Below are 15,729 nucleotides of genomic sequence, written 5' to 3' on the forward strand. Positions count from 1 at the left end.
TAATACCTTTCGCCTATATCTTTTCGATAATCTCACCGCTTCGGTAAGCAGCCAGAAGACGTTCCAGATCTTCCACCTGTTCTTTTAAATCTTTTCCGATATCCGTATCTCCTACAAGCCGCCGTTCCATAACTCTTTTGACAACCATATATTCCGAATGAATATCACTTTCCTTCTGGATCGCCGCCTCCGTTGATTCAAACGGCTCATGCGCAACTAAAAGCAGTCCATAGGAATTGTAAATCAGAGTGTAGCCGGCAATGCCGGTCTCCTGCTGGTATGCCTTGGAAAATCCGCCGTCAATTACCAGCACCTTGCCGTCACATTTGATCGGACTTTCACCGTTCTTGCGCTTCACCGGGACATGTCCGTTCACGATGTGGCCGCCGTCCGGGTCAAGGCCAAATTCTTTCATAATATTATCCACAACCTCTTCCTTCTCCAGAAGGAAGTAGTAAGGATTTTTTTTCTCTATATGTGTCTCTTTCTCCGCAAGGAAGTATCTCTCAAAAGTCGCCATCTTATCCTTCCCAAACAGTGGTGAATTGGGATGGAGCCAGATGTACCACATCATATCCCTGCCGTTATCCCTGTCCTCCTCGTCAAGTGCAAAAAATCCTTTTCTGAGGTAACGGTCCAGGGCATCATAAAGCGTACGCCCTTTAAACTTTCTTCCGAACAATTCTACTTCCTTTAAGCTGCCGTCATCGTTCAGCGGCACGCATCCATGATACAGGAGGTTATTATTATATACCTTGTAAAGGCCGCCCTTGGCAAGCAGAAAACGCATGTGCTCCTGAAGCTTTTCGCACCCAAGGAAGGCGCGTTCCAGACGTTCCATGACTTCTTCCTCTTCCGCCGAAAGTTTATATGGGTCCTTCGGGTCTATCGTCGGAAAATTCGTATCAAGAAGCTGGTATTCCTTCCCGTTCAGGGTGATGGTTCCCTTTTCATAATCGATCCGGTGCAGAAGCGCCCGGTCATCCAGATGGAAATCCTTCTGCCTCTTAATAATCTGTCCTTCCACCTTGAACTGCAGGATAGAAATTGCCTTGTGCATGCGCAGGTCCATCTCCATCTCGGCCTTGTTCGCCTTCTCCTGTCCCTTCAAAGTAAAGCAGGTACACGGGTCATCACCATAGGTACGGATTGCAAACGTGGCCAGTGGCAGAAGGTTAATCCCGTAACCATCCTCCAGAATATCCAGATTCCCATATCTGGCACAGATCCGGATGACATTGGCGATACATCCGCGCTGTCCTGTCGCAGCCCCCATCCAGAGTACATCGTGGTTCCCCCACTGGATATCAATAGAATGATAACTCATCAGTTTATCCATGATAATATGGGGGCCCGGCCCTCTGTCATAAATGTCTCCCACGATATGTAAGTGGTCCACGACAAGCCGCTGGATTAGTTCAGATATTGCAACGATAAATTCTTCCGCACGTCCGATTCTTATGATGGTCATAATAATTTCATTATAGTAAGATTCCTTATCACTGAGTTCCCCCTTCTCCGTGATCAGTTCCTCGATGACATAGGCAAAATCTTTCGGCAGGGCCTTACGCACTTTCGAACGGGTATACTTGCTCGCCGCACGCTTGCTCACCTCGATAAGACGGTACAGATTGATCTTGTACCAGTCCTCCATATTGCTCTCCACCTTCTTTACCTGTGCCATCTTATCCTTCGGATAATAGATCAGCGTAGCCAGAGACTGCTTGTCCCTTGAACTTAAGGTATTGCCGAACACGTCGTCAATCTTTCTTCTTACAGAACCTGAACCGTTCTTCAGCACATGGGAAAATGCCTCGTATTCCCCGTGGATATCCGTCAGGAAATGCTCGGTCCCCTTTGGCAGGTTCAGGATCGCCTGCAGATTAATAATCTCCGTCGATGCCGCAGCGATCGTCGGATACAAATCAGAAAGACGCTCCAGATATCTTGTCTCCAGATTTTTCATAATACTTCCTCCTAAATCCCCCGTGTGATTAAAACTGAATCACATCACTCATATCATACATGCCAGCCGGCTGCCCTGCCAGGAATTTAGCCGCCTCAACAGCACCTTTTCCGAAAACACTTCTGGAATATGCGGTATGTCTGAACTCGATCACCTCATCCGGTCCGGCAAAAATCACTTCATGATCCCCGACAATGGTTCCTCCGCGTACCGCCGAGATTCCCATCTCTTTTGCATCTCTTTTTCTGCGTACCTGGCTGCGGTCATATACATAAGTATACTCCCCGTTTAATGCTTCATTCATGGAATCTGCCAGAGCCAGGGCTGTTCCGCTCGGTGCGTCGAGTTTCTGGTTGTGGTGCCGCTCCACCAGTTCGATGTCATACCCTGCGGGTCCGAGCACCTTGGCCGCATCTTTCAGCAGTTTCAAAAGGAGGTTGATTCCCACCGACATATTTGCAGACTTCAGAACCGCTACTTTTTTAGAAACTTCTTCCACTTTCCTGAGCTGCTCTTCTGAAAGGCCCGTTGTACAGAGTACGACCGGCACCTGCTTTTCCACGCAGTAATCAAGCAGGGCATCGACTGCCCCTGCGTTTGAAAAGTCAATTGCAACATCCACATCCACGTCACACGCACTGATACTTTCGAAAACCGGATAGTCATTGGCAGTCCCGGTATACGCATCCACACCCGCGGCAATCTCCAGCTTCTCGTCCTCTTTGACCAGCCCTGTGATCATCCGCCCCATTTTCCCATTACATCCATGCATTAAAACTTTAATCATTTTTAACTCCTCCTGTGTATTTTCATGTTTTTTTCACATTAGATTGCTTCTGATATAAAAAAGGATACCACATTTGAGTACTTTACTCAACTTATGATATCCCTTTAACAAACATAAATTTCCTTTAATTAAGCAAGCTTCAGTCCGAAATCAGCCATTGCTTTTGCAAGTTTTGCTGCATTGGCTTCTGTCATTTCTGTGAGAGGCATTCTCACACCTCCGACTTCCATTCCCATCAGGTTCGCAGCCTTTTTAACCGGAATCGGATTCACTTCGCTGAACAGCTGGTTGATGAGCGGCAATGCTTTCAACTGTAAAGCCCGGCTTCCCTCAATATCCCCTTTGAAGAACATCTCACAGATATCATGTGTCTCCTGAGGTGCGACATTAGATAATACAGAGATTACACCTTTTCCACCAAGGGAAAGCAGTGGCACAATCTGGTCATCATTGCCTGAGTACAGGTCAATGTTACCGTCTGTCATCTGCATAATCTTTGCAATCTGTCCGATATCCCCGGAAGCTTCCTTGATACCGACGATATTGTCAACTTCGCTTACCAGCTGTGCCACAGTAGCCGGTTCGATGTTCATCCCGGTCCTGCTCTTAACACTGTATAAGATAATCGGAGCCTTCGCCTCAGCCGCAATCGCCTTATAATGTGCCACCAGGCCTGCCTGAGTTGCTTTATTATAATAAGGAGTCACAAGGAGCAGTCCGTCCGCACCTGCTTTAGCTGCATCTTTTGACATCTCAATTGCTGTGCGCGTACAGTTGGAACCTGTTCCGGCAATTACCGGAATACGCTTCTTTGTGCGCTCTATTGTAAACTTAATACATTCCATATGTTCTTCTTCTGTTAACGTAGAAGATTCACCTGTCGTGCCACAAATGACAATACTGTCTGTGCCGTTCTCGCAGTGAAAATCAATCAGTTCATCAAGCTTATCGTAGTTAACGCTTCCATCCTCGTGAAATGGTGTGATGATCGCCACTCCGGCTCCTTTAAAAATTGACATATACATCCTCCTAATCTTAAACACTTATCTTTCCAAAGTTTAACATTAAATGCACCTAATGTCAACGTACAGAATGTGCAAAGAGGATTTCCAGAACATACATTTTACTTATTCTTCCATACACTCCAGCTTGCTCACAGAAACCTCATAAGCAATCCGTGTCTGCGTTTCTGTCTCGGATAATTTTTTTACATATTCCCGGCTCTGGATTCTTCCAAGGATCTGTACATGTTCACCTACCTCAAATCCGGATGCATAGCGGGCATTTCTCCCCCAGCAGATGCATGGGATATAATCGGACTTTCCATAGGGCCTGTTCACTGCCAGCAAAAGATCTGCGATTTCTCTTCCAAGCGGCGTTTTGCGGTAAACGGGTCTCTTACAGATATAGCCTTCCAGAAGGATATGGTTCGTTTTTGCCCCGTCCAACTCCTCATCAATAAATTCAACCTCACGTACAAAAACAGATAAAACAAGCCTGTTCTTCTGCTCTTCATGACGGTTGTAAGAACGGAACTGTCCGGAAACCATGATGAATTCCCCTGTGTAATCCTGAGTCACATCAATCAGTCTCTCTGATATCATAAGGGGGATCCGGTCATCGGAATTGCTGAGCCTCTTTACCAGCACATCTACCATATAGAATCCTTCTCCAAAAACCTCGTGGCTGTATGTAAACTTAGATGCCACCTCTCCCATGATTGTTACCTGATTGTTTTCAATAATCTTATCTGACATAATTTTTAGTACTCCCTTCCTCTGAGTGGTATTTTTGAGTCAATACTAAGTCTATGAACATGATATAGGCATTAGACTAAAATTCCCACCTAATTCGTTCGACAAAATATGATAGCGCGGTACAGCGGTACAGCGGGTTTGCGAGTGAAAATGCCCTCCACAAAGAGCAGCTTTTAAAGGCAGGCATGACCTGTTTGCTTTTTCACTTCTGCAAGGCTTTTATGCAGATTAAAAAGACCGGATAAAGGGAATGAATCTGATACTTTTTTTCTGGTTTTTTTATTGTTTTAAACACTTCGAAAAGTGGCGATTCCTTTATATTACTGTAAGATTTTGTCGGGAAGTTTTTATATAAATCCAGGAATCCTGGGAATACTTTTTAAGCCGTGCCGCCTCCGAAGTCTGACATATCCCCTTCCCATATGGAAAGTTTTGTGATAGAATAAAAAAGTTGTAACCACATATTATAGTAGAAAGAGTGTTGAAATTATGAAAACAAAGCGTGAAGATGTTAGAAATATTGCGATTATCGCCCATGTTGACCACGGCAAAACCACACTGGTCGATGAACTTTTGAAACAAAGCGGTGTATTCCGTGAGAATCAGGAAGTGGCAGAACGTGTCATGGACTCCAATGATATCGAGAGGGAAAGAGGTATTACGATCCTTTCTAAAAATACTGCCGTATATTATAAAGGTACAAAGATCAATATCATCGATACACCGGGACATGCCGATTTCGGTGGTGAAGTAGAACGTGTTCTGAAGATGGTGAACGGGGTTATCCTCGTTGTCGATGCCTTTGAAGGCGCCATGCCACAGACTAAGTTCGTCCTGAGGAAAGCATTGGAGCTGGACCTGCCGGTTATCGTATGTATCAATAAGATTGACCGTCCGGAAGCAAGGCCGGATGAAGTCATTGACGAAGTGCTCGAGCTGTTCATGGATCTGGAGGCTTCCGACGACCAGTTAGACTGCCCGTTCGTATATGCCTCTGCAAAATCAGGTATCGCCGTACTCGACCTGACGGATGATGAGAGGGACATGCAGCCTTTATTTGAAACAATCCTGGATTATATCCCGGCGCCGGAAGGTGACCCGGAGGCCCCGACCCAGGTTCTGATCAGTACCATTGACTACAATGAGTATGTCGGACGTATCGGAGTCGGTAAAGTAGATAACGGCAGGATTGCCGTGAATCAGGAAATGGTGCTTCTGAATCACCATGATCCTGACAAGCAGCAGAAAGTTAAGATCAGCAAGTTATATGAGTTTGACGGGCTGAATAAAGTAGAAGTCAAGGAAGCTTCCATCGGTTCTATCGTTGCAATCTCCGGTATCTCTTCTATTTCAATCGGGGACACACTGTGCTCACCGGAAAACCCGACTGCTATCCCGTTCCAGAAGATTTCCGAGCCGACGATTTCGATGCAGTTTGTTGTAAATGACAGCCCGTTTGCAGGACAGGAAGGAAAGTTCGTGACTTCCCGCCATCTGCGTGACAGACTGTTCCGTGAACTCAACACCGATGTCAGCCTCCGTGTGGAGGAGACAGACAGCGCCGACAGCTTTAAGGTTTCCGGGCGCGGTGAGCTCCACCTTTCTGTTCTCGTTGAAAATATGAGGCGTGAAGGTTATGAATTTGCAGTCAGCAAGGCCGAGGTCCTCTATAAGACAGACGAAAACGGCAAGAAACTGGAACCTATGGAGATTGCGTATGTAGATGTTCCGGATGAATTCACCGGTACTGTCATCGACAAACTCAGCCAGCGTAAAGGGGAACTCCAGAACATGGGAACATCCAACGGCGGCTATACAAGACTCGAGTTTTCAATCCCGTCCAGAGGGCTGATCGGATACCGCGGCGAGTTCATGACAGATACGAAGGGCAACGGAATCCTCAACACAAGCTTCGACGGATTTGCTCCATATAAAGGTGATATCCAGTATAGAAAGCAGGGCTCACTGATTTCATTCGAGACAGGTGAATCTGTCACTTACGGATTATACGGCGCCCAGGAACGCGGAACATTATTCATCGGAGCCGGGGAAAAGGTATATGCCGGTATGGTTATCGGACAGAATGGAAAGGCCGAAGACATCGAGCTCAATGTCTGCAAGACAAAGCATCTGACGAATACCCGTTCTTCCGGTGCAGATGATGCACTGAAGCTTTCCACACCGCGCATTTTAAGTCTCGAAGAGGCACTGGATTTCATCGATACAGACGAACTTCTGGAAGTTACCCCGAAGTCACTGCGTATCCGCAAGAAAATTCTGGATGCAAGAATGCGTAAAAGAAGTAATTTAAAATAGTCAGCCACGATTCTGAACAGTTACAATTTGATAGACCACAGGTTCAAATAAGACAGTCCAATAGGAGAAGAACACATGAAAAAATATGCAAATGCGTTTCTAAAAAGCTTGACAACTGCCTTGGAATTAATCATTGCCGCACTGCTGGCCGCCGGTATTATTATCATGACCGTGCAGCTCATCATGTCTTTCGGCAATCTGACAGACCTGAATGCTTATCCAAATTATGATGATCTATTGACAACATGTTTTAACCTGATCATCGGCGTGGAGATGATCCGTATGTTATATCTCCATACGCCGATGACCGTTTTCGAAGTACTGCTGTTTGCCATTGCGAGGCAGGTCATAATCGACCACTCCTCCCCTATCAACAGCCTCCTCGGTGTCATCGCTATTGCAATTTTATTTGCAACAAGGAAATTTTTATTCGTAGCCTTCGATGAATCTGAGCGAATTATCTTCCGGTCCAGCCAGAAGGTCCGCCATGTAAACCGCCTCATCCATGCAAACATCCCATATGAGGACGATGAGACTCTTCTGGAGGTAATGATGAAGAAAATGAAAGCCGATGAAGTAGAAGCAGGTGTCGGCGCATGTATCTATTTCCAGAAATTCGGACTCCGCATTGCCAAAATCACAGATGGAAAAATTACCAGAATTGAAGTGATTCGTTCTATACAATAAAGTTTTTCCATGCTATAATATTTACATAATACAGGCGGGATATTATAATTCGTCTGTATAATATGAACAAAAGGAGTTGAGCACATGAATTTTATTATTAGTGGAAAGAACATCGACGTAACACCAGGCTTGAAGAACACTATCGAAGAAAAGTTAGGAAAACTCGAAAGGTATTTCACTCCTGAAACAGAAATCATCGTAACACTCAGCGTGGAGAAAGAAAGGCAGAAAATTGAAGTAACCATCCCGGTAAAGGGAAATATTATCCGTTCCGAACAGACAAGCACCGATATGTATGTATCCATCGACCTTGTTGAGGAAGTCATTGAACGTCAGCTTCGCAAGTATAAAAATAAACTGGTCGCAAAGAGCCAGGGGCACCCGACGGCAGCATCCAGCGGAAGCAACTTCAAGAAGGAGTTCTTCGAATCTGATGACGAAGGACAGGCAGACGACGATATCCGTATCGTAAGGACCAAGCGTTTCGGAATCAAACCAATGTATCCGGAAGATGCATGTATCCAGATGGATCTGGTTGGACATTCTTTCTTCGTATTCTGCAATGCAGAGACTGATGAAGTAAACGTAGTTTATAAGAGAAAAGACGGCTCTTTTGGATTGATCGAGCCAGAATTCGATTAAATGAATTGATAAGAACGCGAAGGTATCCGGCTGCAGCCGGGTACCTTCTTTATTCTTGTTTTCTTTTTTATTCCTGTTCCCAGACCTTGATTTCGTTATCTATTTCTGCAAACCAGCAGGTTCCTTCTCTCCGGATAATGCTTTTTCCATTTGTCCCTTCTGTGATTTTTGCAGCCACCATTTTCTCTTCCTTTTCCGGAACCAGTACCGTCAGCTCTACAGAATCTGTGTAGGCCGTGTCTGTAATATGCAGGCCTGCCTGTCCGAGTATATACTGGATTTTGCCAAGCCCTGTATAATCGGTCTGTATTTTCAGTTTAAAACCGTAAATTCTGGTTATAATCGTACTATGGGCAAGGCCTTCACGGGATGCGGACGTATATGCCCTGACAAGTCCTCCTGTGCCAAGCAGGGTGCCTCCGAAATAGCGTGTAACGATAATCAGCACATTTTCAAGCTTTGCACCCTTTATAACGTCTAAAATAGGCTTGCCAGCCGTGCCGCCCGGTTCTCCGTCGTCGCTTAAGCGTTCCAGTGTCCTGTCCGCCCGGATTACATAGGCCCAGCAGTGGTGTCTGGCATCCCAATACTGCTTTTTTATCTTTTCCAGATACTCCATTGCTTCTTCTTCCGAAGAAACAGGAAATATACTGGATATGAAACGGGACTTTTTTTCGACAATTTCCGCGCCGGCGCCCTGATATACTGTTTGATAATCCATAGTTTTCTACCTCTGTCAATGATTTTTCCGCAAAATAGTTATGCTTATGAATATAGGATATAACAAATCAGTAGAAAACCACAAGAAATTATTAAGATTTTTTTAGAAATATGAACTTTTACCGTTTTTTCTTTATTTAGAGAAGTAAATTTGATATAATGAGTGGAATGAATAAAGGAGGATATTATTCATGAATTACGGAAAAGAGAATCTCGATAAGAGAAAGAAGAATATTTCATCAAAAAAGAACATGAAAAAGAAGCGGGTCGGGGTCCGCTTTTTTAAGGCTCTCCTTATCTGTATACTACTTATTGCAGTTATCGGGGCCGGCGGGGTTGGCCTGTTTGTTAAGAAGATTGTCGACGACGCCCCTAAGGTTACTCCTGCAAATGTCAAGCCGTCCGATGAGACATCCTTTGCTTATACAGAGGACGGAAAGTTTCTGGACTCCTTTGTACAAAAAGGTTCTAACAGGGTTTACAAAAACTATGATGAGATACCTGTCAACCTGACTCATGCATTTGTTGCCATTGAGGACGAGCGTTTTTATAAGCATAACGGAATTGACCTTCAGGGAATCCTAAGGGCCGGTGTTGTCGGACTTACTTCCGGAGGTAACTTCTCAGAGGGTGCAAGTACCCTGACACAGCAATTGATTAAGAATAACGTGTTTCCTGAGTTTACTGAGGAAAAGACATTCTATGACAGGCTGAAGCGTAAACTTCAGGAGCAGTATCTGGCAGTAGAGATTGAAAAGCAGATGAGTAAGGAAGAGATTGTCGAGGCTTATATGAATACGATCAACCTCGGCCAGAACTGTCTCGGGGTACAGACAGCCGCACAGCGCTATTTTGGCAAGGACGTCTCAGACCTGTCACTTTCCGAAAGTGCTGTCATCGCCGGCATCACGCAGAGCCCGTCCGACTATGACCCGGTCCTGCATCCGGAGGCAAATGAAAAGAGACGGAACAAGGTTTTGAAAAACATGCTGGATCAGAACTATATTACACAGGCTGAGTATGAGGAAGCCAAGGCAGACAACGTTTATGAAAGAATCCAGCAGACCGTGGCTGCAACACCGGAGGACAAGCCGAACTCTTATTTCATAGACAGGCTCTCCCAACAGATCATAAAAGATCTGATTAACCGGAAGCAGTATACAGAGACGCAGGCATACAATGCACTGTACAGCGGCGGACTCACCATCACGGCAACACAGGACCTGAATATCCAGCAGATCTGTGACGAAGAGGTAGCGAATCCGAACAATTATCCATATAACGTGGAGTATGGTCTCGAATATGCATTGACCGTGACACATCCTGACGGCACGTCCGACAATTACAGCAAAGAGATGCTGGCTAAGTATATTAAAGATACACGCGGCGACCAGTACCCACTTGTATTCTCATCGGAAGATGCAGCCAATCAGGCGATCGCAGAGTACAAGAGCACTCTCGGCATTACGGAACAGGATACGATAGCGGAAAATATCGATATCACACCTCAGCCGCAGACATCTGTCGTTGTAATGGACCAGTATACAGGCAAGGTCAAGGCCATTGTCGGAGGACGCGGCGAGAAGAAGACAAGCCTTTCCCTGAACCGTGCAACAGACTCCCCGAGACAGCCGGGTTCCTGTTTCAAAATACTTTCCACTTATGCGCCCGCACTTGATTCTGCCGGATATACTCTGGCATCAACAATCGACGATGACGCGCCGTTCCAGTATGAGAACAGCACACAGTATGTGGAAAACTGGGACAAGAAATATATCGGCATGACACGTGTCCGTTACGCTATTGAGCATTCCATGAATGTATGCGCAGTCAAGACACTGACAGATATCGGTACACAGACCGGATATGATTCACTCATAAACTTCGGATTCACAACACTTGTTAACTTTGACGGCGACTTTCCTGAATATACAGATGTGGCACAGGCTACTGCTTTGGGTGGTATCACACAGGGTGTCTATAATCTGGAAATGACAGCTGCCTATGCAGCAATTGCAAACGGCGGTGTATACACAGAACCAATTCTGTACACAAAGGTTTTAGACCATGACGGCAATGTCCTTCTGGACAATACCGAACCGGCTACACACCAGGTGATTAAAGATTCCACTGCCGCCCTCCTTACAAGCGCAATGGAAGATGTTATAAACAAGGGAACCGGAACGGCTGCCAGACTGAACAACATGGCTGCGGCAGGTAAGACAGGTACGACAGAGAACAGTACCGACCTCTGGCTCTCCGCATATACTCCTTATTATACATGCAGTGTATGGGGCGGGTATGATTCCAACAAGCCGATGGACAATATGGACCAGGCATGGCATGAAGTCCTCTGGAAGAACATCATGGACCGTGTCCATGCAGACCTTCCTTATAAAGCATTTACAATGCCGACTTCCGTAGAACAGAAAACAATCTGCACACAGACCGGCCTGCTTGCAACTTCTACCTGTCCCCCGCTGACAGAATATTTTGCAAAGGGAACTGCACCGACGCAGAGCTGTCCCGGACATTATGTTCCGAAGAAGGAAGACGAAAAGAAAGACGATGAGAAGAAGGATGATGACAAGAAGGATAACACCGAGAATCCTGATGACGGTGGCAATACCGAAAATCCTGACAATGGAGGCGGTACCGAGAACCCAGACGAAGGCGGTGGAGAGGTTCCGACACCTGATCCGGGTACTGATGGAGGCGGCGGAGAGACCACTCCTCCGGCCTGATCGGCTTTAGAAATGAATACAGGCAGGTTAAGAACCTGCCTGTACAAGCAAAACAGCAGAGACGATAAGAGCAATTCCTTATCTTCTCTGCTGTTTTATAATTCATAAACACTTGTGAATAGATCTAAACGACTTTACAGTACAAGCTTGGCTGCCCCACATATCCCTGCATCATTTCCCAGTGTTGCCAGTGTAAATTTCACTTCTTTATTTGCAAATAGTGCAGACTCCATATAAGGCTTCTCAATATAAGGGATCAGAACTTCTCCCGCTTTGGACACTCCTCCACCGATTACAAATACAGCAGGATCCGTGACCGCTGCAAGATTTGCGAGTGCACGGCCAAGATAAATACCGAATTCCTCTGCCACCTCGGCGGCAACGAGATCTCCGGCTTTTACCGCATCAAACACGTCCTTCGCTGTCACAGTGTCCCTTACAAGCATCGTATCACGGGTCTCATTCTCAAGCTTTCTTTTAGCCAGACGAACAATCCCTGTCGCAGATGTATACTGCTCCAGACAACCGCGTTTTCCACATCCGCACACTTCCGTCTCGTCATAATTCACACAGATGTGGCCGATCTCTCCGCCGGCTCCATGCGCCCCTGTCACGACTCTGCCTGCAATGATCACGCCGCCGCCAACTCCGGTGCCAAGGGTAACCATGATCATATTCTTCTGGCCTGCCCCGCCGCCTTTCCACATCTCACCCAGAGCGGCTACATTCGCATCATTATTGATCTCTGCACGCAGTCCGGTCAATTCTTCCATCTCTTTTTTCACTTCTTTATAGTTCCATCCAAGATTAGCACTGCCATTGACAATTCCGTCTTCTGTCACTGGTGCAGGTACTCCGACTCCTGCCCCAAGCACATCTTCTTTGTGAATCTGCTTCTCCTCAAGCTTTGCAAGGATGGTTTGTGCGATATCCGGCAGGATCGCCTTTCCTTCCTCTTCCGTGTGGGTCTTGATCTCCCATTTGTCAAGAATCTCCCCTGTTTCCTCAAACAGACCCAGTTTTACTGTAGTTCCTCCGATATCAACGCCAAAACAATACTTCATGATTCTTCTCCTATCTGCCTTTTATGTTCGTTAAACCTATCTGTTCTTTGCCAGATTCTCCTGCACACGCTTATATAATTCCTGTGCAGCATTATATCCCATCTGTTTCTGTCTGTGGTTGACAGCCGCTGATTCTACGATAATCGCAAGATTACGTCCCGGACGGATCGGAATGCTGTGGCAGACAACACGGTTGCCCAGAAACTCTGTATAATTCTCTTCCAGCCCCAGTCTGTCATATTCCTTGTCCCGGTTCCAGTCTTCCAGAGTAATAACCAGATCGATATTCTGTGTCTCTCTGACGCTCTGCACACCGAACATCGACTTTACGTCAACAATGCCAATGCCCCGAAGCTCTATAAAATGTCTCGTAATATCTGGCGCAGCTCCCACTAATGTATCATCGCTTACTTTTCTGATCTCTACAACATCGTCCGTAACAAGACGGTGTCCTCTCTTAATCAGTTCAAGGGCCGCCTCACTCTTACCAATCCCGCTCTCGCCCATAATCAGAACACCAACACCATAAACATCCACCAGTACCCCGTGTATGGAAATGCACGGAGCCAGCTTCACATTCAGCCAGCGGATGATCTCACCCATAAATGAGGAGGTAGATTTCGATGTTGTAAAAATCGGCACCTGATGCTCTACGGCCTTGATAAGCAGTTCCGGGTCAGGCTCCATATCTCTGCTGAAAACAATACAGGGGACCTGATGGCTCAAAAGCTCATCATATATCTGGTGCTTTCTTTCCTCACTCAAAGTCTCAAGATATGCATACTCCACATATCCAATCATCTGTACCCTGTCCGAGTCAAAATGATCAAAAAACCCAGTCAGCTGAAGTGCAGGTCTGTTAATATCCGGCACATTCACCTCACGTCCGATCAGTTCAACATCAGGAGTCAGATTCTTTAAATCCATCTTTTCAACAATTTCGCTTAACTTTACTCCTTGTCCCATAATAATCTCCTTTATCATTATCACTTTCAACACAAATTCTTTATCCATTATACCATAAATACTAAACTCGTGAAATACCTCGTTAAGTATTTAGGTGTATGTCTTACTAGGCTCGGAAATACCTCGCCAAGTGCGGGCATTATACCATATCAGACCGCCTTATTCTCCGTGAAAAAACTTATACACTGCCTCCGCCGATTTTTCATTCATGGACGGAACGGCCGACAGTTCTTCCACCGTTGCAGCCTTGATCGCATCCAGGCTCAGATAATGGCGCATGAGTGCCTTTCTTCTGGCTGGCCCGATGCCGTCTATATCATCCAGAATTGAATGTACCTGTCCCTTTGACCGAAGCTGCCTGTGGTACTCTATGGCAAAGCGGTGGGCCTCGTCCTGAATCCTTGTAATCAGCCGGAAGGCCTCGGAGGATTTGTCGATCGCAATCTCCTCATTGTGGTAGTAAAGCCCCCTCGTCCTGTGGAAATCATCCTTTACCATGCCGCAGACAGGAATATTGAGACGCAGTTCATCCAGAACTTCCAGTGCGACATTCACCTGTCCTTTTCCGCCATCCATGAGGATCAGGTCCGGGAATGAAGTGAAACCGCCGAGTTCTTTACTCTCCTCACGCTCCCTGAGGCCATGTGTGAAACGTCTTGTCAGGACTTCCCTCATACTTCCGTAGTCATCCGCGCCCTGGATCCCTTTGATCTTAAACTTTCTGTAATCATTACGCTTTGGTTTCCCGCGCTCATATACGACCATCGAACCAACGGACTCAAATCCATTTGTATTCGAAATATCATATGCCTCCATGCGGCTGACGCCGTCCAGATCAAGCATTTTTGCGATTTCCCTGACCGCACCGATCGTCCTGCCCTCTTCCCTCTTTAAGCGCTCTTTATCCTTATTCAAAACGAGCGAAGCATTATTGGCAGCCAGTTCCACCAGCTTTTCTTTTGTTCCTTTTTTAGGGACCCTGATGCTTACTTTCCCGCCCCGTTTTGTACCCAGCCATTCTTCCAGCAGGTGCATGTCTTCCAGTTCTTCCGGAAGCATCAGCTCACCCGGGATAAACGGTGTTCCCGCATAATACTGCTTAATAAAGCTGTCCAACACCTCACTGTGCGGCTCGTCCTTTGAAATGCGCAGGTAAAAATGGTCCCGCCCGATCAGCCTTCCGCCGCGGATAAAGAAGACCTGCACCACAGCATCCTCTTCCTCTGAAGCCACCGCCAGCACGTCACGATCCTCGCCGCTGCTGTCTGTTATCTTCTGCTTCTGTGCGACCTTCTTCACACTGTTCAGCAATTCCCGGTATTCAATCGCCTTCTCGAACTCAAGTGCCTCAGAAGCGGCATCCATCTTTTCCTGCAGTTCCTTTAAGATTACGTCAAAATTCCCGTTCAGGAAGCGGATTACCTCTTGAACCGCTTTTGCATACTCTTCCTTGGAAATATACCCCTGGCAGGGAGCGTCACACTGCTTAATATGGTAATTCAGGCACGGACGTTCCTTCCCGATATCCTTCGGCAGGCTCCTGTTACAGCTGCGTATATGGTACAGCTTGTGGAGCAGGTCGATCGTATCGCGCACCGCCTGTGCACTCGTATACGGGCCGAAATACCGGGCCTTATCCTTGAGCATCTTTCTTGCAAGCATGACCCTCGGGAACGGCTCATTTGTCGTGACCTTAATGAAAGGATAGGCCTTGTCATCCATCAGCATGGTGTTATACTTCGGCCTGTGCTCCTTAATCAGGTTACACTCCAGAACAAGCGCCTCCAGTTCCGAATCTGTCACGATATACTCAAACCTCCGTATATGCGTAACCATCTGCTCGATCTTAACCCCCTTATTCCTGCTGCTCTGGAAATACTGCCGTACCCGGTTCTTCAGGCTGATGGCCTTGCCCACATATATGATATTGTCCTTCTCGTCATGCATAATATAAACTCCTGGCTTGCCCGGGAGCTTTTTCAATTCTTCCTGTATATCAAAATTATTATTTTCCATGACCTATATTATAATGCCTGTTCGGGTATTTGTGAAGGATTTTTACGAGAAAAGGAAGCGCTAA

General features: G+C 46.3%; 12 protein-coding genes. 4 read left to right on the top strand and 8 right to left on the bottom strand.

What is annotated here, in order from left to right; translation table 11 throughout:
* Positions 1-13: 13 nt before the first annotated feature.
* The 4 genes from DWX43_RS05005 to DWX43_RS05020 form a co-directional block, all read right to left on the bottom strand.
* Positions 14-1,966 carry a fructose-1,6-bisphosphatase gene (locus DWX43_RS05005; RefSeq protein WP_109729525.1) on the bottom strand — a complete coding sequence of 651 codons (1,953 nt, stop codon included), beginning with the start codon at positions 1,964-1,966 and terminating at the stop codon, positions 14-16.
* Between the two features lie 28 nt (positions 1,967-1,994).
* Positions 1,995-2,753, bottom strand: a complete 759-nt coding sequence (gene dapB, locus DWX43_RS05010) for a 4-hydroxy-tetrahydrodipicolinate reductase (protein WP_109729526.1) — start codon at positions 2,751-2,753, stop codon at positions 1,995-1,997.
* 128 nt (positions 2,754-2,881) lie between these two features.
* The gene (dapA, locus tag DWX43_RS05015) at positions 2,882-3,772 is read right to left on the bottom strand and encodes a 4-hydroxy-tetrahydrodipicolinate synthase (protein WP_109729527.1); all 891 of its coding nucleotides are present in this window, start codon (positions 3,770-3,772) and stop codon (positions 2,882-2,884) included.
* Positions 3,773-3,880: 108 nt separating this feature from the next.
* Positions 3,881-4,510, bottom strand: a complete 630-nt coding sequence (locus DWX43_RS05020; protein ID WP_109729528.1) for a single-stranded DNA-binding protein — start codon at positions 4,508-4,510, stop codon at positions 3,881-3,883.
* Between the two features lie 489 nt (positions 4,511-4,999).
* On the opposite strand from DWX43_RS05020, the gene typA reads away from it, so the two are divergent.
* The 3 genes from typA to raiA all read left to right on the top strand — a co-directional run bounded on the left by typA (position 5,000) and on the right by raiA (position 8,155).
* On the top strand, positions 5,000-6,826 hold the full coding sequence (gene typA, locus DWX43_RS05025) for a translational GTPase TypA (protein ID WP_109729529.1): 1,827 nt from the start codon (positions 5,000-5,002) through the stop codon (positions 6,824-6,826).
* Positions 6,827-6,901: 75 nt separating this feature from the next.
* Entirely contained in the window at positions 6,902-7,513 is a 612-nt protein-coding gene (locus DWX43_RS05030) for a transporter (RefSeq protein ID WP_109729530.1), read from the top strand.
* A gap of 84 nt (positions 7,514-7,597) precedes the next feature.
* Positions 7,598-8,155, top strand: coding sequence for a ribosome-associated translation inhibitor RaiA (gene raiA / locus DWX43_RS05035; RefSeq protein WP_109729531.1), 558 nt, complete (start codon positions 7,598-7,600; stop codon positions 8,153-8,155).
* Between the two features lie 67 nt (positions 8,156-8,222).
* Here raiA and DWX43_RS05040 read toward each other — a convergent pair whose 3' ends face one another.
* Positions 8,223-8,876, bottom strand: coding sequence for a YigZ family protein (locus DWX43_RS05040; RefSeq protein WP_118619202.1), 654 nt, complete (start codon positions 8,874-8,876; stop codon positions 8,223-8,225).
* Between the two features lie 190 nt (positions 8,877-9,066).
* Between DWX43_RS05040 and DWX43_RS05045 the strand changes: the two genes are divergently transcribed.
* Entirely contained in the window at positions 9,067-11,619 is a 2,553-nt protein-coding gene (locus tag DWX43_RS05045; protein ID WP_118619204.1) for a transglycosylase domain-containing protein, read from the top strand.
* Between the two features lie 134 nt (positions 11,620-11,753).
* On the opposite strand, the gene DWX43_RS05050 is transcribed toward DWX43_RS05045, so the two are convergent.
* The 3 genes from DWX43_RS05050 to uvrC all read right to left on the bottom strand — a co-directional run bounded on the left by DWX43_RS05050 (position 11,754) and on the right by uvrC (position 15,665).
* The gene (locus DWX43_RS05050) at positions 11,754-12,686 is read right to left on the bottom strand and encodes an ROK family glucokinase (RefSeq protein ID WP_347559298.1); all 933 of its coding nucleotides are present in this window, start codon (positions 12,684-12,686) and stop codon (positions 11,754-11,756) included.
* Positions 12,687-12,719: 33 nt separating this feature from the next.
* Positions 12,720-13,649 carry an HPr(Ser) kinase/phosphatase gene (hprK, locus tag DWX43_RS05055; RefSeq protein WP_118619206.1) on the bottom strand — a complete coding sequence of 310 codons (930 nt, stop codon included), beginning with the start codon at positions 13,647-13,649 and terminating at the stop codon, positions 12,720-12,722.
* Positions 13,650-13,808: 159 nt separating this feature from the next.
* Positions 13,809-15,665 (bottom strand): excinuclease ABC subunit UvrC, encoded by a 1,857-nt coding sequence (uvrC, locus tag DWX43_RS05060; protein WP_109729536.1) that lies wholly within the window; start codon positions 15,663-15,665, stop codon positions 13,809-13,811.
* Between the last annotated feature and the right edge of the window lie 64 nt (positions 15,666-15,729).

Origin of the sequence: Clostridium sp. AF19-22AC, from assembly GCF_003479085.1 — a bacterium.
GTDB classification, from domain to species: domain Bacteria; phylum Bacillota; class Clostridia; order Lachnospirales; family Lachnospiraceae; genus Faecalicatena_A; species Faecalicatena_A orotica.